14 protein-coding genes are annotated in these 18,389 nt (G+C 45.2%); 8 read left to right on the top strand and 6 right to left on the bottom strand.

All coding sequences use genetic code 11. The annotated features are described in order from the left end of the window. Positions 1–60 precede the first annotated feature (60 nt). The 4 genes from aceE (at position 61) to OCV52_RS12935 (ending at position 7,644) form a co-directional block, all read left to right on the top strand. On the top strand, positions 61–2,724 hold the full coding sequence (gene aceE, locus OCV52_RS12950) for a pyruvate dehydrogenase (acetyl-transferring), homodimeric type (RefSeq protein WP_137409075.1): 2,664 nt from the start codon (positions 61–63) through the stop codon (positions 2,722–2,724). A 30-nt stretch (positions 2,725–2,754) separates the two neighbouring features. Beyond that, entirely contained in the window at positions 2,755–4,650 is a 1,896-nt protein-coding gene (aceF, locus tag OCV52_RS12945; RefSeq protein WP_137409074.1) for a pyruvate dehydrogenase complex dihydrolipoyllysine-residue acetyltransferase, read from the top strand. 241 nt (positions 4,651–4,891) lie between these two features. Beyond that, positions 4,892–6,322, top strand: a complete 1,431-nt coding sequence (gene lpdA, locus OCV52_RS12940; protein ID WP_004738171.1) for a dihydrolipoyl dehydrogenase — start codon at positions 4,892–4,894, stop codon at positions 6,320–6,322. Between the two features lie 296 nt (positions 6,323–6,618). After that, positions 6,619–7,644 (top strand): IS110 family RNA-guided transposase, encoded by a 1,026-nt coding sequence (locus tag OCV52_RS12935; RefSeq protein WP_261900849.1) that lies wholly within the window; start codon positions 6,619–6,621, stop codon positions 7,642–7,644. A 760-nt stretch (positions 7,645–8,404) separates the two neighbouring features. Here the strand turns inward: OCV52_RS12935 and OCV52_RS12930 are convergent. Beyond that, positions 8,405–9,010: a LuxR/HapR/OpaR family quorum-sensing transcriptional regulator gene (locus tag OCV52_RS12930; RefSeq protein WP_004738173.1), complete on the bottom strand. Its 606-nt coding sequence runs from the start codon at positions 9,008–9,010 to the stop codon at positions 8,405–8,407. A 336-nt stretch (positions 9,011–9,346) separates the two neighbouring features. Between OCV52_RS12930 and hpt the strand changes: the two genes are divergently transcribed. Next, positions 9,347–9,877, top strand: coding sequence for a hypoxanthine phosphoribosyltransferase (gene hpt, locus OCV52_RS12925; protein ID WP_061032638.1), 531 nt, complete (start codon positions 9,347–9,349; stop codon positions 9,875–9,877). Positions 9,878–9,949: 72 nt separating this feature from the next. Here hpt and can read toward each other — a convergent pair whose 3' ends face one another. Then, positions 9,950–10,618, bottom strand: coding sequence for a carbonate dehydratase (can, locus tag OCV52_RS12920; RefSeq protein WP_004738177.1), 669 nt, complete (start codon positions 10,616–10,618; stop codon positions 9,950–9,952). Positions 10,619–10,904: 286 nt separating this feature from the next. Here can and OCV52_RS12915 point away from each other — a divergent pair, with 286 nt between their 5' ends. The 3 genes from OCV52_RS12915 to OCV52_RS12905 all read left to right on the top strand — a co-directional run bounded on the left by OCV52_RS12915 (position 10,905) and on the right by OCV52_RS12905 (position 14,551). After that, positions 10,905–12,536 (top strand): SulP family inorganic anion transporter, encoded by a 1,632-nt coding sequence (locus tag OCV52_RS12915; RefSeq protein ID WP_206383563.1) that lies wholly within the window; start codon positions 10,905–10,907, stop codon positions 12,534–12,536. A gap of 325 nt (positions 12,537–12,861) precedes the next feature. Next, positions 12,862–13,779, top strand: coding sequence for an ABC transporter ATP-binding protein (locus OCV52_RS12910; RefSeq protein WP_137407239.1), 918 nt, complete (start codon positions 12,862–12,864; stop codon positions 13,777–13,779). Position 13,780: 1 nt separating this feature from the next. Continuing rightward, positions 13,781–14,551, top strand: coding sequence for an ABC transporter permease (locus OCV52_RS12905; protein WP_137407240.1), 771 nt, complete (start codon positions 13,781–13,783; stop codon positions 14,549–14,551). A gap of 121 nt (positions 14,552–14,672) precedes the next feature. Here the strand turns inward: OCV52_RS12905 and panC are convergent, their stop codons facing one another. Genes panC through pcnB form a run of 4 tightly spaced genes read right to left on the bottom strand, consistent with a single transcriptional unit; the run spans position 14,673 to position 18,226 of the window. Next, positions 14,673–15,563 (bottom strand): pantoate--beta-alanine ligase, encoded by an 891-nt coding sequence (gene panC, locus OCV52_RS12900; RefSeq protein ID WP_137407241.1) that lies wholly within the window; start codon positions 15,561–15,563, stop codon positions 14,673–14,675. Positions 15,564–15,571: 8 nt separating this feature from the next. Continuing rightward, positions 15,572–16,366 carry a 3-methyl-2-oxobutanoate hydroxymethyltransferase gene (gene panB / locus OCV52_RS12895; RefSeq protein ID WP_004738184.1) on the bottom strand — a complete coding sequence of 265 codons (795 nt, stop codon included), beginning with the start codon at positions 16,364–16,366 and terminating at the stop codon, positions 15,572–15,574. 22 nt (positions 16,367–16,388) lie between these two features. Continuing rightward, positions 16,389–16,874, bottom strand: coding sequence for a 2-amino-4-hydroxy-6-hydroxymethyldihydropteridine diphosphokinase (folK, locus tag OCV52_RS12890; RefSeq protein ID WP_008222704.1), 486 nt, complete (start codon positions 16,872–16,874; stop codon positions 16,389–16,391). Continuing rightward, complete coding sequence (gene pcnB / locus OCV52_RS12885; RefSeq protein ID WP_137407242.1) at positions 16,871–18,226, bottom strand: polynucleotide adenylyltransferase PcnB; 1,356 nt, start codon at positions 18,224–18,226, stop codon at positions 16,871–16,873. Before pcnB ends, folK begins: the two co-directional genes overlap by 4 nt. Positions 18,227–18,389: the final 163 nt, after the last annotated feature.

Genomic DNA, 18,389 nt, shown 5'->3' with positions numbered 1-18,389 from the left:
GTAATACTTCGGCTTTTTACGTGTTTAGTAGAATCCAACTAACAAAAAGGATAGATCGCCATGTCTGACATGAAGCATGACGTAGACGCACTGGAAACTCAAGATTGGTTAGAAGCTCTTGAGTCAGTAGTACGTGAAGAAGGTGTAGAACGTGCACAGTTCCTACTAGAAACAGTTCTAGAGAAAGCACGTCTAGATGGCGTTGATATGCCAACTGGTATCAACACTAACTACATCAACACGATTCCGGCAGCACAAGAGCCAGCATACCCAGGTGATGTAACTCTTGAACGTCGTATTCGTTCGATTATTCGCTGGAACGCAATCATGATCGTATTGCGTGCTTCTAAGAAAGACCTAGACCTAGGTGGTCACATGGCTTCTTACCAGTCAGCAGCGGCGTTCTACGAAGTTTGTTTCAACCACTTCTTCCGAGCTCCAAACGAGACGGACGGTGGCGATCTAGTTTACTACCAAGGTCACATCTCACCGGGTATCTACGCTCGTGCATTCGTTGAAGGTCGTCTAACTGAAGAGCAGCTAGATAACTTCCGTCAAGAAGTGGATGGTAAAGGTATCCCGTCATACCCACACCCTAAACTGATGCCTGAGTTCTGGCAGTTCCCAACAGTATCTATGGGTCTTGGTCCAATTTCTGCGATCTACCAAGCACGTTTCCTTAAGTACCTAGACGGTCGTGGTCTAAAAGACACATCTGCACAGCGTGTATACGCATTCCTAGGTGATGGTGAGATGGATGAGCCAGAATCACGTGGTTCACTGTCTTTCGCTGCGCGTGAAAAACTAGACAACCTAACATTCCTAATCAACTGTAACCTACAGCGTCTAGACGGCCCTGTAATGGGTAACGGTAGCATCATCCAAGAGCTAGAAGGTCTATTCAAAGGCGCTGGTTGGAACGTTGTTAAAGTTATTTGGGGTAGCAACTGGGATGCACTACTTGCTAAAGATACAACAGGCAAGCTTCTACAGCTGATGAACGAAACTGTAGATGGTGATTACCAAACATTTAAATCTAAAGACGGTGCATACGTACGTGAGCACTTCTTCGGTAAGTACCCAGAAACGGCTGCACTAGTTGCAGACATGACTGACGATGAAATCTTCGCACTTAAGCGCGGTGGTCATGAGTCTTCTAAACTGTACGCAGCTTACAAGAACGCAGCAGAAACTAAAGGTCGTCCAACAGTAATCCTAGCGAAGACTGTTAAAGGTTACGGCATGGGTGAAGCGGCTGAAGGTAAGAACATCGCGCACCAAGTTAAGAAGATGGACATGACTCACGTACTACACCTACGTGATCGTCTAGGTCTTCAAGACATCCTAACTGACGAAGCAGTAAAAGAACTTCCATACCTGAAACTTGAAGAAGGTACAGCGGAGTACGAATACCTACACGCTCGTCGTAAAGAACTAAAAGGTTACACGCCACAGCGTCTACCTAAGTTCACTCAAGAATTCAAAACACCTGAGCTAGAAGAGTTCACTCCGCTACTAACTGAACAGAAGCGTGACATCTCTACAACAATGGCTTACGTACGTACGCTAAACATCCTACTGAAAGACAAGAACATCGGTAAGAACATCGTTCCTATCATCTGTGACGAAGCTCGTACGTTCGGTATGGAAGGTCTATTCCGTCAGATCGGTATTTACAACCCGCACGGTCAGAACTACACACCTCAAGATCGCGACATCGTTTCTTACTATAAAGAAGCTACGTCAGGTCAGGTTCTACAAGAAGGTATCAACGAGCTAGGCTCAATGGCTTCTTGGGTCGCAGCTGCAACATCATACAGCACGAACGATCTACCAATGATCCCGTTCTATATCTACTACTCAATGTTTGGTTTCCAACGTGTAGGCGATATGGCGTGGATGGCTGGTGACCAACAAGCTCGTGGTTTCCTATTAGGTGCTACTGCTGGTCGTACAACGCTAAACGGTGAAGGTCTACAGCACGAAGATGGCCACTCACACATCATGGCGAACACGGTTCCTAATTGTATCTCTTACGACCCAACATTCGCTTACGAAGTTGCAGTAATCATGCAAGACGGTATCCGTCGCATGTACGGTGAGAAACAAGAGAACGTGTTCTACTACCTAACTGTTATGAACGAAAACTACGCAATGCCAGCAATGCCAGAAGGCGCTGAAGAAGGCATCCGTAAGGGTATCTATAAGCTTGAGTCTTACGCAGGTGACAAGTCTAAAGTTCAGCTAATGGGCTCTGGTACTATCATGAACGAAGTACGTAAAGCCGCGACTATCCTAAGCGAAGAGTACGGCATCGCATCTGACGTATTCTCTGTAACATCGTTCAACGAGCTAACTCGTGACGGTCAAGACGCAGAGCGTTACAACATGCTTCACCCAGAAGCAGAAGCGAAAGTACCTTACATTGCACAAGTAATGGGTACTGAGCCAGCAATCGCAGCGACTGACTACATGAAGAACTACTCTGAGCAAGTTCGTGCGTTCATGCCTTCTGAGTCTTACAAAGTACTTGGTACTGATGGTTACGGCCGTTCTGACAGCCGTGAAAACCTACGTCGTCACTTCGAAGTTAACGCAGGCTACGTAGTAGTTGCTGCCCTAACTGAACTGGCTAAACGTGGTGATATCGAGAAATCTGTAGTTGTTGAAGCAATTGCTAAATTTGATATCGACACTGAAAAAACAAACCCACAATACGCTTAATACAGCGCTTAACTAGAAGGTAAATAAGCAATGGCAATCGAAATTAATGTACCTGACATCGGTGCGGATGAGGTTGAAGTTACTGAGATTCTTGTAAGCGTTGGCGACAAGGTTGAAGAAGAACAGTCTCTAATCACTGTTGAAGGCGACAAAGCTTCTATGGAAGTTCCAGCGTCTCAAGCCGGTATCGTTAAAGAAATCAAAGTGGCTGAAGGCGATTCAGTTTCTACTGGTTCTCTAATCATGATTTTCGAAGCCGAGGGTGCAGCTGAAGCTGCGCCTGCTCCAGCAGCAGAGGCAGCTCCAGTAGCTGCTCCTGTAGCGGCAGCAGCGGCAGAGCTTAAAGAAGTTCACGTTCCAGATATCGGTGGCGACGAAGTAGAAGTTACTGAGATCATGGTTGCTATCGGTGATGCAGTAGAAGAAGAGCAATCTCTTCTAACTGTTGAAGGTGACAAGGCTTCAATGGAAGTTCCTGCACCATTCGCTGGTATCGTTAAAGAAATCAAGATCGCTTCTGGTGACTCAGTTTCTACTGGTTCTCTAGTAATGGTATTCGAAGTTGCTGGTTCAGCACCTGCAGCAGCTCCTGCTCCAGCGGCGGCAGCACCAGTTGCAGCGGCTCCAGCAGCGTCAGCTGAAAAAGAAGTAAACGTTCCAGACATCGGCGGTGACGAAGTAGAAGTTACTGAAGTAATGGTAGCGGTTGGCGATACAGTAGAAGAAGAGCAATCTCTAATTACTGTTGAAGGCGACAAAGCTTCAATGGAAGTTCCTGCACCATTCGCTGGTACAGTTAAAGAGATCAAGATTGCAGCTGGCGACAAAGTGTCAACTGGCTCTCTAATCATGACTTTCGTAGTTGAAGGCGCAGCTCCAGCTCCTGTTGCAGCACCTGCACAAGCAGCAGCTCCAGCGGCGGCACCTGCACCTAAAGCTGAAGCTCCAGCGGCAGCAGCTCCTGCAGCTGCAGACGACTTCCAAGAAAACGGTGAGTACGCACACGCGTCTCCAGTTGTTCGTCGTCTAGCTCGTGAGTTCGGTGTAAACCTAGCGAAAGTTAAAGGTACTGGTCGTAAGAGCCGTGTACTTAAAGAAGACGTTCAGTCTTACGTTAAAGATGCACTTAAGCGTCTAGAGTCTGGTGCTGCGGCATCTGGCAAAGGCGGTGACGGCTCTGCTCTTGGTCTACTACCATGGCCAAAAGTTGACTTCAGCAAGTTCGGCGAAACTGAAGTTCAGAAGCTTTCTAAGATCAAGAAGATCTCTGGTGCAAACCTACACCGTAACTGGGTAATGATCCCTCACGTTACACAGTGGGATAACGCAGACATCACTGAGCTAGAAGCATTCCGTAAAGAGCAGAACGCAATCGAAGCTAAGAAAGACACTGGCATGAAGATCACTCCTCTTGTGTTCATCATGAAAGCTGTTGCTAAAGCGCTAGAAGCGTTCCCAGCGTTTAACTCTTCTCTTTCTGAAGATGGCGAAAGCATCATTCTTAAGAAGTACGTAAACGTAGGTATCGCGGTAGATACTCCAAACGGTCTAGTTGTTCCTGTATTCAAAGACGTGAACAAGAAAGGCATTTACGAGCTATCTGAAGAGCTAATGGCTGTGTCTAAGAAAGCACGTGCTGGTAAGCTAACTGCAGCTGACATGCAAGGCGGTTGTTTCACAATCTCTAGCCTTGGTGGCATCGGCGGTACTGCATTTACGCCAATCGTAAATGCTCCAGAAGTAGGTATCCTAGGTGTATCTAAGTCTGAAATTAAGCCAGTTTGGAATGGTAAAGAGTTCCAGCCACGTCTTCAGCTTCCACTGTCTCTATCATATGACCACCGTGTGATCGATGGTGCTGAAGGTGCACGCTTCATTACTTTCCTAAACAGCGCACTATCTGACATCCGTCGTCTAGTACTGTAATTGAGAAAGTAATTATTAAGGTGGCTTTCGGGTCACCTTAATTCTTTATATAAAGACTATTTTTAGAGAACAGTTCCCGCTTTTCTCATAAAGCGAAAGGGAAGTGTTGTCTAGCTCACAGGCTAACTTAAAGCTACTTTCACACTGTTAACATCTCTGTAAAATGTTGGCTGTTTGAAAGCCCAATAATTTTAAGAACATCTACTCAGCCTGTTAGGGATAATGACTACAAGAGGTCACAATGAGCAAAGAAATTAAAGCCCAAGTTGTTGTACTTGGTTCAGGTCCTGCTGGTTACTCAGCTGCATTCCGTTGTGCGGATTTAGGTCTAGAAACAGTACTAGTTGAACGTTACAGCACTCTTGGTGGTGTATGTCTAAATGTTGGTTGTATTCCATCGAAAGCACTTCTTCACGTTTCTAAAGTAATCGAAGAAGCGAAAGCGATGGCAGAGCACGGCGTTGTATTTGGAGAGCCACAAACGGACATCAGCAAGATCCGTATCTGGAAAGAAAAAGTAGTAGACCAACTAACTGGCGGTCTTGGCGGTATGGCTAAGATGCGTAACGTAACAGTTGTTAACGGTTTCGGTAAGTTCACTGGTCCTAACAGCATCCTAGTTGAAGGCGAAGGCGAAGCAACAACAGTTAACTTCGATAACGCAATCATCGCTGCGGGTTCTCGCCCAATCAAACTTCCTTTCATTCCACATGAAGACCCACGTATTTGGGATTCTACGGATGCACTTGAGCTGAAAGAAGTTCCTGAAAAACTGCTTATCATGGGCGGTGGTATCATCGGTCTTGAAATGGGTACGGTTTACCACTCTCTAGGTTCTAAAGTAGACGTAGTTGAGATGTTCGACCAAGTTATCCCTGCTGCGGATAAAGACATCGTTAAAGTCTTCACTAAGCGTATCAAGAACAAGTTCAAGCTAATGCTTGAAACTAAAGTAACTGCAGTTGAAGCGAAAGAAGACGGTATCTACGTTTCAATGGAAGGCAAGAAAGCACCAGCTGAAGCTGAGCGCTACGATGCTGTTCTTGTTGCTATCGGTCGTGTTCCAAACGGTGCACTTATCGATGCTGAAAAAGCAGGTATCGAAGTTGACGAGCGTGGCTTCATCAACGTTGATAAGCAAATGCGTACAAACGTTCCTCACATCCACGCGATCGGTGACGTTGTTGGTCAACCAATGCTTGCTCACAAAGGTGTGCATGAAGGTCACGTAGCTGCTGAAGTTATCTCTGGTAAGAAGCACTACTTCGACCCTAAAGTAATCCCATCAATTGCGTACACTGAGCCAGAAGTTGCTTGGGTAGGTAAGACTGAGAAAGAAGCGAAAGCGGAAGGCCTAAACTACGAAGTGGCGACTTTCCCTTGGGCTGCTTCTGGTCGTGCAATCGCTTCTGACTGTGCAGATGGTATGACTAAGATGATCTTCGATAAAGATACTCATCGCGTAATCGGTGGTGCTGTTGTTGGTACTAACGGTGGTGAGCTTCTTGGTGAAATCGGCCTAGCAATCGAAATGGGTTGTGACGCAGAAGATATCGCTCTTACTATCCACGCTCACCCAACTCTACACGAGTCTGTTGGTCTTGCTGCGGAAGTATTCGAAGGTTCAATCACTGACCTTCCAAATAAGAAAGCAGTGAAAAAGAAGAAGTAAATACTCTTCATACTTGAAGCCGCAGCGTTGTTAACTGCGTAAGTTCACCCTAATTACATAGAACTCCTATGCTCATAGGGCTGAACTTACTTGTTGCCTAGCTGCAACTCCAATTATTTTGAGTATATATAGATTGTAAAAGCCGCTGATTCGTCAGCGGTTTTTTTTATACGTCATTATAAGTGAGTTGTTTTGCTGCAAAAGATCCCCAACTCGCTCAATGGTATGGACTCCCCACCTCAACTGACAGCGTCAGCTAAAGTTACAGGTGCGAACCAAAAACAGGAGCCCATACCATGAATAAATTTAACACAATCTCGATTGATTTAGCCAAATCCGTCTTTCAAGTCGCGGTATTTAACCGCCATGGCAAGCGTAAGTTGAACCAAGCTATGTCTAAAAAGAAAATGCTAACGGTCATCAGCCAACACCCTGACGCAACCATTTGCATAGAGGCCTGTGCAGCATCTCATTATTGGGGACGAACGTTTCAAAGCTGTGGTCATACCGTCAAAATGAGACCTCCCCAAAAAGTGAAGCCGTATCGCAGTGGTAATAAGAACGATGCTAATGATGCTATCGCGATTTACGAAGCTTCCTTACGCTCCGATATTCATGCTGTACCTGTAAAAACACCGGAGCAGCAAGATATCGCAATGCTGCTGAGTTTAAGACAAAGCTATATAAAACAACGCACGGCAGTAAGTCTACGTATCCGTGGCTATGCAGCGGAATGTGGCATTACCTTCCCACAAGGAGCCAATAAACTGCGAGAACTACTCCCTTTCGTTATCGAAGATATGGAGAATGAATTAACACCGACAACTCGATTCGTTCTCCGAGAATTACATGCTCAGCTACTAAATCTTGATGAGCCTATCGAGAGAGTTGAATCGCAACTTATAGACTTTGCAAAGCAAATACCCGCTTGCCAGTTATTAATCACTTTACGAGGTGTACGTTGGGTGATTGCAAGTGCCATTTTTTCCCGTCTGGGTGACGCTTCGGCCTATAGAAATGGTCGAGGAGCTAGTGCGAGCTTAGGTTTAGTTCCGGCTCATACTGGCAGTGGTGGTAAGAACAAAAACCACGGAATAAGTAAATCAGGTGATAAAACCTTACGCTCTCTTGTCGTTCATGGAGCAAGAGCGGTGGTAGCGAATATCCGAGATAAAGAAGATCGCTTAAGTTGCTGGATACGAAACTTATTAGAAAGAAAGTCGTTTAACCAAGTGGTTGTCGCCCTTGCGAACAAAACGATCAGAATGGCTTGTGCCATGCTGAAAAGCAATCAATCTTATAATGAGACGTTAATCGCTTAACAGTTGATTTTATAAGTTTAAGGGAGACATCAATCCCCCCATGTAAGCAAGTAAATTATGGTAAAGAGTAAGCATAGCAAGCAAAAGAAACTCTGAGAGGGACGAAGGTGATAATACACCACACGCTCGATAAGAACTTTTGCTGAGTGGATTAAGCCATAGAGGTTCGGGGTAGCTCCCCATAAAGAAACCGAGTATACGTGCACTTGCATACCTTTACTCGTTTCCTTGCAATACTAGGGGAGTCCATATACGTCCCTCGCTCTTGAGGATGACGGAGTGAGGTGTTGGAGTTTGTCCTTTAGTTATTCTTGAGTGTGAACGAGCTGCAGCTCACTATTCACCTTCTCGTTACCGAGACTGGCGAAGGAGAGAAGAGGTAATCTCTGGCTTGAATCGCTGTTTATTTCTTCGATGGTGAAGTGCAGGCTCTCTTTAAAGCCATCATTCCCTAGACTGACGAAGGAGGGAGTTGGTAATCTCAGACTTGAATGGCTGGTTTATTTCTTCGATGGTTAAGTGCAGGATCTCTTTAGAGCCATCATTCCTAGACTGACGAAGGAGGGAGTTGGTAATCTCAGACTTGAATGGCTGATTCATTTCTTCGACGGTGAAGTACAGGAGTTCTTTATATCCGTCATTCCCTAGACTAACGAAGGAAGGAGTAGGGAATCTCTTTCAACCAACCGCTATCTGCTTGTAACAAAAAAGGATTGACGCAAACGCCAACCCTTTCAATAGTTTTAACCGAATCTCGAATCTACTTATAGATACACAACATGTTCAAGTAGCTGTCAGTTAAAGTCGACAACTCTTCATTGGTATCGACACGTTTCGCTTGGATAAATAGCGAGTAGCAGATGCCGTGGAACAGATTCGCAAGATGCTTAGGATCGTGATCGTCACAAACTTCGCCGCGCTCAATCGCTTTACTAAACATGTTTTGTACCAACATTTGGTTAGTGCGGTTTGTCGTTACGAACAGTGGCCATACTTCGTCACGCGTCGATGCGCTCCATTCGAACCATACGTTCAACCAGTGGCTGTCTTGAGCTACTAGTGTCACCATTTCAGTCGCAATATTATGTAGGTTTTGTTTTGCGTGAATATCTAGATCGATATTGTCTGAAAGGAAGTTTGAGAATTGACGGACAACATGATTAAGCACTTCATCAACCAGATCTTCACGAGTAGGGAAGTAGTTAAATACTGTTGCTACTGATACCTGAGCGATATCTGCAATGTCAGCGTGACCACCACGGCCAATGCCGCGACGAGAGAATACTTCAAGCGCGATTTCCATCAGCTGAAGTTTTCTTTTTAAAGGTGAAAGCCTAGTTCTAGGTCTCTTAGAGATTGAGTCCATTTTATTTTCCTTGCCAACGATTTTTTTATATTAATGATTTTATTATTATTTAAGCCAAGATGAGTGTAATGGTGCATATGCGAATGGTCAATCCTTTGAGCTTATTTAATAGACAGTTAAATCAAACTTGATACATAAAGCGTGATCCACATTGATGTGAAAGGAGGCGACTATCAGACAAAGCACAAGTGCACATTTCATTGATAATCTGACAGTAAATTGGAACCATAAGGTGGTGTGGGTATTTGAGCAGTGCTAGACTTACGCACAAATTGAGCGGCACCAATGGCAAAACTGTCTACACTTGTCGCAATCACCAAACAAAATGAGAGCAGTATGAAGCATACAGTTGAAGTCATGATCTCTGAGCAAGAAGTTCAGGATCGAGTAAACGAACTAGGCAAACAGATCACGGAACACTACCAAGGCAGTGAAGATCTGGTTTTAGTTGGCTTATTACGTGGATCGTTTGTCTTTATGGCGGATCTTGCTCGTGCTATTGATTTAACTCACCAAGTTGATTTCATGACCGCGTCTAGCTACGGCAACAGCATGGAAAGCTCACGTGATGTTCGTATTTTGAAAGACCTAGATGACGACATCCAAGGTAAAGACGTTCTGCTTGTTGAAGATATTATCGATACTGGTAACACACTGACTAAGGTAAAAGAGATCCTGAGCTTACGTGGTCCTAAATCTATCGAGATCTGTACGCTACTAGACAAGCCTTCACGACGTGAAGTTGAAGTGGACACTAAGTGGATTGGTTTTGAGATCCCAGATGAGTTCGTTGTTGGTGTTGGTATCGACTACGCTCAAAAATACCGTCACCTGCCATACATTGGCAAAGTTGTACCGCAAGAGTAATCACTACACTTGCCGACACAAGACATTAAAAAGCCCGCTTGATGCGGGCTTTTTGTATTTTGATAGAGATAATTAGCCTTGTTGGCTAAGAAGAGGCGTCGTTAAGATTTTGTTTAATGCCTCAATGTGGCTGCTCTCTAATGTGTCGATACTTGAGCAACGTACGCCAAGGTCTTGTAACTTGCCATCACCAATGCCATATACCACACCGTGGATCTCGACCTCTTGGCCGCGTTCCCATGCACTTTGCATAATGGTTGAGTTACCTAGGTTGTAAACCTGCTCTGCGACGTTAATCTCACAAAGCTTGTCACCCCACTGTTCACGTGGAAGCGCTTCGATCTCTTTACGATATTTTAGGTAGTTATCGCGAATGTGCAGTAACCAGTTGTTGATAAGGCCTAGTTTCGGATTATCAATTGCCGCATTAACACCGCCACAACCGTAGTGACCACAGACAATAATGTGTTTCACTTTAAGCACATCCACTGCGTACTGAACAACAGATAGACAGTTTAGGTCTGTATGAACCACTTGGTTGGCCACGTTTCGGTGAACAAACAGTTCTCCAGAATATAAGCCAGTAAGGCGCTCGGCTGGAACTCGGCTATCTGAACAACCTATCCATAGAAAACCTGGGCTTTGACCCTCTTCAAGCGTTGTAAAATACTCAGGTCTTTCAGAGCGAATTTCTTCAGACCATTTGGAATTGTTCTCAAAAAGCTGTTTTATTTCTGGCATCTTGCTTCTTACATCCCTCAATTAAGATGCTTCACTATACACAATGTTACAAATTCAATCTCGTAAAAACTGCGTCAAAATGTACTCATCTGACGTGTTCTAGTACGGAAAATCATAAACTTAGCTTACTATCAATGATCCGGTTATAAGACATGAATAATGTGATTGAATTAACACTTTCTGAACACTTGATACATTTGTTAAAGTGATAAGGTTTGTCATTTCATCATCAGGAAGGTGTGTTTTGTTTGGAAGTCGTTTTACGGATATCAATCTCAAAGGGGATATGTTTGGCGGTGTGACTACAGCCATCATCTCGTTACCTTTAGCATTGGCATTTGGTGTTGCTTCTGGCGCGGGAGCTGAAGCTGGCTTGTGGGGCGCCATTATGGTTGGCCTGTTTGCAGCATTGTTTGGCGGTTCGAGTAGTTTGATTTCTGAACCTACCGGCCCGATGACGGTTATCATGACTGCCGTAATGACGAGTATGGTTGCTAAATATCCTGAAACGGGTATGGCAATGACTTTTACTGTCGTGATGATGGCCGGTGCATTCCAAATATTACTTGGCACGTTAAAGCTTGGAAAATACGTCACTTTGATGCCATATAGCGTGATCTCCGGATTTATGTCGGGTATTGGCGTTATTCTGATTATTTTGCAGTTGTCCCCATTGTTAGGACATGCAGCCCCATCTGGTGGTGTAATGGGCACGCTCTCTGCTTTGCCTGATACGCTAGCAAACTTAAAAGTGAGTGAGCTATTTCTAGGTACGCTGACACTCGGTATTCTGTTTGGCTTCTCGGCTAAGTATCGTAAATATGTACCGGCGCAACTGGTCGCGTTAGTGGCCGTCACTCTGTTGTCCGTTATCTTCTTCGATACTGATTCTATTCGTCGTATTGGTGAAATCCCAGCAGGTTTACCTTCTCTTGTTGTCCCAACTATCAGTGCTGAACAATTCACGACTATGGTTATCGATGCCTTGGTACTTGGTACATTAGGTTGTATTGATACGCTTTTGACCGCTGTTATTGGGGACTCATTGACTCGTAAAGAGCATGACTCTGATAAAGAGCTGCGTGGTCAAGGTATTGCAAATATGCTTTCGGGCTTGTTTGGTGCGTTGCCAGGTGCGGGTGCGACCATGGGTACCGTGACCAACATTCAGGTCGGCGCTCGCTCTCCACTGTCTGGTGTGATTCGAGCATTAGTATTGGCGTTAGTGGTTTTGGTCGCTGGTGGATTAACCGAGCCGATTCCTATGGCTGTGCTGGCGGGTATTGCGATGTATGTAGGCTTCAACATTCTCGATTGGAGTTTCATTCAGCGTGCGCACAAGGTCAGTTATGCGGGCATGGGCGTCATGTATGGTGTAATGCTGCTAACCGTATTTGTTGACTTGATCATCGCGGTTGGATTGGGTGTATTTATCTCGAACATTTTGATTATTGAAAGATTGAGCCGTGAGCAAGCCAGACAAGTTAAGGCGATCAGTGATGGTGATGATGAAGACGATATCCCATTGACCGACAGCGAACGTCAGTTACTGGATAATGCCAACGGCAAGGTTTTGTTCTTCTATCTATCAGGGCCGATGATCTTCAGTGTCTCAAAGGCGATTTCACGTCAGCACTCAAGTATTTCTGATTATGAAGCAATGATTTTAGACCTAACCGATGTACCTATAATTGATGTTACGGTTGGTCTTGCGCTAGAGAATGCAATCAAAGATGCGCTAGACGCTCAATGTGAGGTGTACTTGTTGTGTCCGAATGAGAACACTCGTCAACAGTTGGAGAAGTTCCACGTAATTGATTTAGTACCGGAATCGAACACATATCGCTTCAGATATGAAGCCTTGACGGCCGCAACAAGCTACGTTGAGAGAGACGAGCACCAATTTGAATCGGTTTAATACTCTTATTAATTCACTGTGACTGAACAATAGTTATCAATGTTGGTCATGAATTTCTAATAACGGAAAATACCGCTAAGTTAATATCTTAGCGGTATTTTTTTTCTGTGATATTCGATATAGGGCTCTATGCAGCCTTAGTTCTTTTAAGTTTTATAACGAAACCGTTAATCGATATTTGTATTCATCGTCATTCAACGATAGACTTGTTTGCAAAATGGCCGCGTACATTATCTTGAGCTAGTTCAACTGGTTCATTTCAGGTTTCGTTCTCTTCACCCTGTCCGGCTAACCACACTATTTATAGCAAATGGCAATCATCTCTATGTATGCATTAGAAATTGAGCAATTAAGAAAAAATTATGCGGGTGGCTTCGAGGCACTTAAAGGCATTAGTTTACAGGTAGCAAAAGGTGACTTTTACGCGCTTCTTGGTCCAAATGGTGCGGGCAAGTCCACCACCATTGGCGTTATCTCTTCGTTAGTAAATAAAACCTCTGGCAAGGTTAAGGTATTCGGCTACGACATTGATACCGATCTGGAGCTGGCAAAGCAAAACCTAGGCTTAGTTCCTCAAGAGTTTAACTTCAACCCGTTTGAAACGGTTGAGCAGATCGTTTTGCAGCAAGCTGGTTACTACGGTGTGCCTAAAGCTCTGGCAAAAGAGCGAGCGAAAAAGTACCTATCTCAACTTGATTTATGGGAAAAACGTAGCGAACGTGCGCGTAACTTGTCTGGTGGTATGAAGCGTCGTTTGATGATCGCGCGTGCATTGATGCATGAGCCACAGCTGCTGATTCTTGATGAGCCAACTGCAGGTGTCGATATTGAACTGCGCCGCTCGATGTGGGAGTTCCTCAAAGAGATCAACGAGAAGCAGGGCATTACCATTATCTTGACCACGCACTACCTAGAAGAAGCGGAAATGTTGTGTCGCAACATCGGCATCATTAATCGTGGTGAGTTGATTGAGAACACCACCATGAAAGCGCTACTAGGTAAGTTGAGCGCCGAGACCTTTATTTTAGATCTTGAAGAGGGCGCGACTGAACCTAAGCTAGAAGGCGTGAATAACCAAGTCTTGGTGAATGGTTCTTTAGAGATCGAAATTGATAAGAACCTAGGTTTGAACACCATCTTTGCTCAGTTGAGTGAGCAGAATGTGAAAGTCCTCTCGATGCGTAACAAAGCTAACCGTCTAGAAGAACTGTTTGTAAGTATCGTGCGTGAGGGGAGTAAATAATATGTACAGCCTATATTGGACTGCTTTTCGCAGCTTGCTGACCAAAGAGATCAACCGTTTTACTCGTATTTGGGTGCAAACGCTGGTTCCACCTGCAATTACTATGACGCTCTACTTCATCATCTTCGGTAACCTGATTGGTGCGCGAATCGGTGAAATGAACGGCTTTAGCTACATGGAATACATAGTGCCGGGTCTGATCATGATGTCGGTAATCACTAACTCGTACTCGAATGTGGCTTCATCATTCTTTAGTGCTAAATTCCAAAAGAACATTGAAGAACTGCTGGTTGCGCCGGTGCCGAACTATGTGATTATTTCTGGTTTCGTGATGGGTGGCGTGGTGCGCGGCCTATTGGTCGGGACTATCGTGACCTTTGTTTCTCTGTTCTTCGTTGACCTTCAGGTTGATCACTGGGGCGTGATTATTGCGACCGTTTTCCTTACGTCGGTGGTATTTGCGTTAGGTGGCCTTATCAACGCGGTATTTGCACGCACGTTTGATGATATCTCAATTATCCCAACCTTCATTCTGACGCCGCTTACCTATCTTGGTGGTGTATTCTACTCGATTAGCCTGTTGCCTGAGTTTTGGCAGGGAGTGTCGAAGTTGAACCCTATCGTCTACATGGTGAATGCGTTTAGATATGGCTTCTTGGGTGTGTCTGACGTGGGTATTGTGACGTCGTTTGGCGTACTAGGTGTGTTTATCGTTGTGCTGTATGGTATTGCACATTACCTAGTGACTAAGGGCATAGGCTTACGCAGCTAACTCCGACGTCCCTGAATTGCAGATAAAGAAAAAGGTCGATATTACATCGACCTTTTTTATGTTCTGCGTTTGTGCTTTTGCTTTGCATTAAGAGCTTGTTTACGCAAAGAGAAGAAAGAGATTACTCAGCGGTTTCTTCTTTCACTTCTTCTTTGGTTTCCGTTACCAAGTCGAGAACTTGGTTGTCGATAAGACGCGTCTTACCTAGGAAAGCCGACATAAGAATCACAGCTTGAGTGGATTCTGAAGTGATGGCTTGCAGAGTCTTAGCATCACAGATGAAGATTTCATCTGGCTGTAGATCTGCTGCACGAAGCTGATCTGTCGCATCTTCAATCACTGATGCGTAGTCATCACGTCCACCGCGAATTGCACTGCTGATCCAACGCATAGTGCGTGCTAGAACCGGTGCACGTTGGCGCTCATCAATAGTGAGATTGCTATTGCGAGAGCTCATCGCTAAACCGTCCATTTCACGAACCGTCGCAACACCTACAATTTCAATGTCTAACGCTAAGTCAGTTGTCATTTGGCGAATTACAGCAAGTTGCTGGAAGTCTTTCTCGCCGAAGCATGCAAAATCTGGCTGAACGATGTTAAACAGCTTAGTGACAATCGTCGCAACGCCACGGAAGTGACCCGGACGAGACGCACCTTCCAACATGTGAGATAACCCTGGTACTTCAACAAACGTCTGTTTGTCTAGACCATCTGGGTACATCACTTCTGGCGTTGGGGTAAATACCAGTTCAACGCCTTCGCCAGTTAGTTTGCTTAAATCAGCCTCTAACGTGCGAGGGTAGTTGTTCAGGTCATCAGCACGATCAAACTGCATCGGGTTAACAAAGATGCTTACCACGACGATGTCTGCCAGTTCACGAGCCTTCTTTATCAGAGTAAGGTGGCCTTCATGCAGGTTTCCCATAGTCGGTACAAAAGCAACCGTACGTCCATCACGCTTAAACTGTTTAATCTGCTCACGAAGAGCCGCTATTTCAGCAAAAGTTTGCATACTTACTCCTAAGCGATTGTATGAGCATCATCAGGGAAGCGTGCGCTCTCTACTTCTTCTTTGTATAGAGCCACTGCTTTGCGCATGTCACCTGTTTCTGCTAGGAAATTCTTAGAGAATTTCGGCATGTAGTTCGCAGAAATACCGAACATGTCATGCATAACCAAGATCTGACCATCGGTAACATTACCTGCACCAATACCAATAACTGGCACGTGACAAGCTTCTGTAATTCGTTTTGCCAATGAAGCTGGTACACATTCAAGTAGAACGATTTGAGCACCTGCGTTTTGTAGCGCTAGTGCGTCAGCAACCATTTTATCAGCTTGGTCGTCATCGCGACCTTGAACCTTGTAACCACCAAAGATGTTCACAGATTGTGGCGTTAAGCCTAAGTGTGCACATACCGGTACTGCGCGTTCTGTTAGCATCTTCACAGTATCAACCAACCAGCTTCCGCCTTCGATTTTTACCATGTTCGCGCCAGCACGCATCAAGGTAGCTGCGCTCTCACAAGCTTGCTCTGGAGTCGCGTAGCTCATGAAAGGCATATCAGCCATTAGAAGACAGTTAGGGCTACCAGCACGCACAGAGCGAGTGTGGTAAGCAATGTCTTCAACGCTTACTGGTAATGTGTCGTTATGGCCTTGTAGAACCATACCCAGTGAATCACCGACAAGCAGAACAGGCATCTCTTGGCTTTCGAATAGTTGAGCAAAGCTCGCATCGTAAGCTGTTGACGTCGCGAATTTACGGCCTTCACGTTTACACTTGATCAGGTCGTTAATGGTTACTTTTTTCATTGGTTTTCCTTAATGTGCCTGGCTATTGCTGCCAAACATTGAGCCCGTTTTTATCTACAATTTTCAATAGTTCTGTCAGCTCAGTCCCATCAGGGAGTTGTAAACTTGGTGCGATTTCAGCAAGCGGGTAGAGTACAAACTCTCGTTCTTTCATTCCGTAATGAGGAACGGTTAAGCGCTCTGAATCGATCACCTCATTGCCGTACAACACGATGTCGAGATCCAAGGTTCTTGGTCCCCAGCGTTCGTCTTTACGGACACGCCCTTGCTCTAACTCGATTTTTTGAGTGCAATCAAGCAGTTCAATAGGCGTTAATTCGGTTTTAATCGCGACTACCGCATTGATGTAGTCCGGTTGATTTTGCGGCCCCATTGGAGTGCTACTATATAGCTGAGAGGTCGCAATAAACGTTGATCGCGGTAGGCTTTTTAGCGTTTCGATAGCCAAATTTGCTTGGCTAACTGGGTCGGCAAGGTTGCTGCCGACCGCAATATAAGCAGTTATCATTCGGCTTGCTTACTCTTTTTTTTTCGGTAAGTCTTACGGCGACGATGACCTGACTTTGATGGTGCTGCTACGTCGTTAGCCATTGCTTGACGCATGTTGCGACCAGCTGTCTGATAACGCTCCCACCATTTAGCTAACTCTTTTGTCTCGCCACCTTCAATCTCGCCACGCATCTCTAAGAAGTCGTAACCAGCGCGGAACTTGTTGAGCTCCATTAGGCGAACGGCACGTTTACCGTTGCGGCGAGGTAGTCGCAGTTGCAGTTGCCAAACTTCACGAATGGTTGCTGTGTGGCGACGAGGGATAGCAATGGATTTTACTTGCTGATCAAGAATGATGTTACTTGCTTCCATGATCGCGTCGTAGTGTGCAATGCCTTGCTCGGCAACAAGCTTGTCTGCCAGCTTATTCATTGGGTACCAAAGAATCGCGGCAAACATGAATGCAGGGTTTACTCGTTTACCATCTTCGATACGAAGGTCGGTAGAGTCGAGCACCAAATCAAGCATTTGCTCAGTCGGTGAGTCGTAATCTTCAGTGAAGTACTCAGCTACCGCTGGGAACATCTGCTGGAATAGGTTGTATTCACGCATCAGATGGTAGGTCTCTAAGCCGTAGCCTGATTGAAGCAGTTTTAGAGATTCTTCGTAAAGACGTGCTGCTGGGATGTCTTTTAGAAGGTGCGCCAGGCCTTCAATTGGGTCGGCGGTGTCTTCTTCAATATCAAAATCCAGCTTCGCCGAGAAACGCATTGCACGCAGCATGCGTACAGGGTCTTCACGGTAGCGTGTCTCTGGGTCGCCAATTAGGCGGATAAGCTTATCTTCTAAATCTTCTACACCACCTGCGTAATCGTGGATGCTGTAGTCTGCAATGTTGTAGTACATCGCATTGATCGTGAAATCGCGACGCTCTGCATCTTCATCAACACTGCCGTACACGTTGTCGCGTAATAGCATGCCTTCTTTCGATTGTGCAGATACGTTTTTAGATGGCTCTTGATGGTGACCTCGGAAAGTTGCCACCTCAATGATGTCACGACCAAACATGATGTGTGCCAAGCGGAAACGACGGCCAATTAGGCGGCAGTTTCGGAAGAGGTTCTTGATCTGCTCTGGCGTAGCGTTGGTCGCAATATCGAAATCTTTTGGCTGAGAGCCAAGTAAGATATCACGGACACCACCACCGACTAAAAATGCGTCAAAACCCGCACCATTCAGGCGATATAGTACTTTTAGTGCGTTATCGCTGATCTGCTTACGTGAAATATTGTGCTCTTGGCGAGTATAAATATTCAGTGCTAGTTCGTGGAATCCGCGTTGTTCGCTTGGGGTATTGTCGTTTGTATTCATTAGTTTAGAACAAAGTAGGTATCGCCAACTTTGTTTTTCTCTTAGTCCAAAGTGGTAGTGCAGAGTTTAATTGCGGCTAATAATAGCTTAGCGCGAGCCATTTGAGAACATCGTCTGCTTAACCACAGTGGTTGGTTATGGCATTTTTGTGTGTCGTTTGTAC

It is taken from the genome of Vibrio chagasii (genome assembly GCF_024347355.1).
Lineage (GTDB): Bacteria > Pseudomonadota > Gammaproteobacteria > Enterobacterales > Vibrionaceae > Vibrio > Vibrio chagasii.
This window is presented reverse-complemented; position numbering and strand designations above follow the sequence as displayed.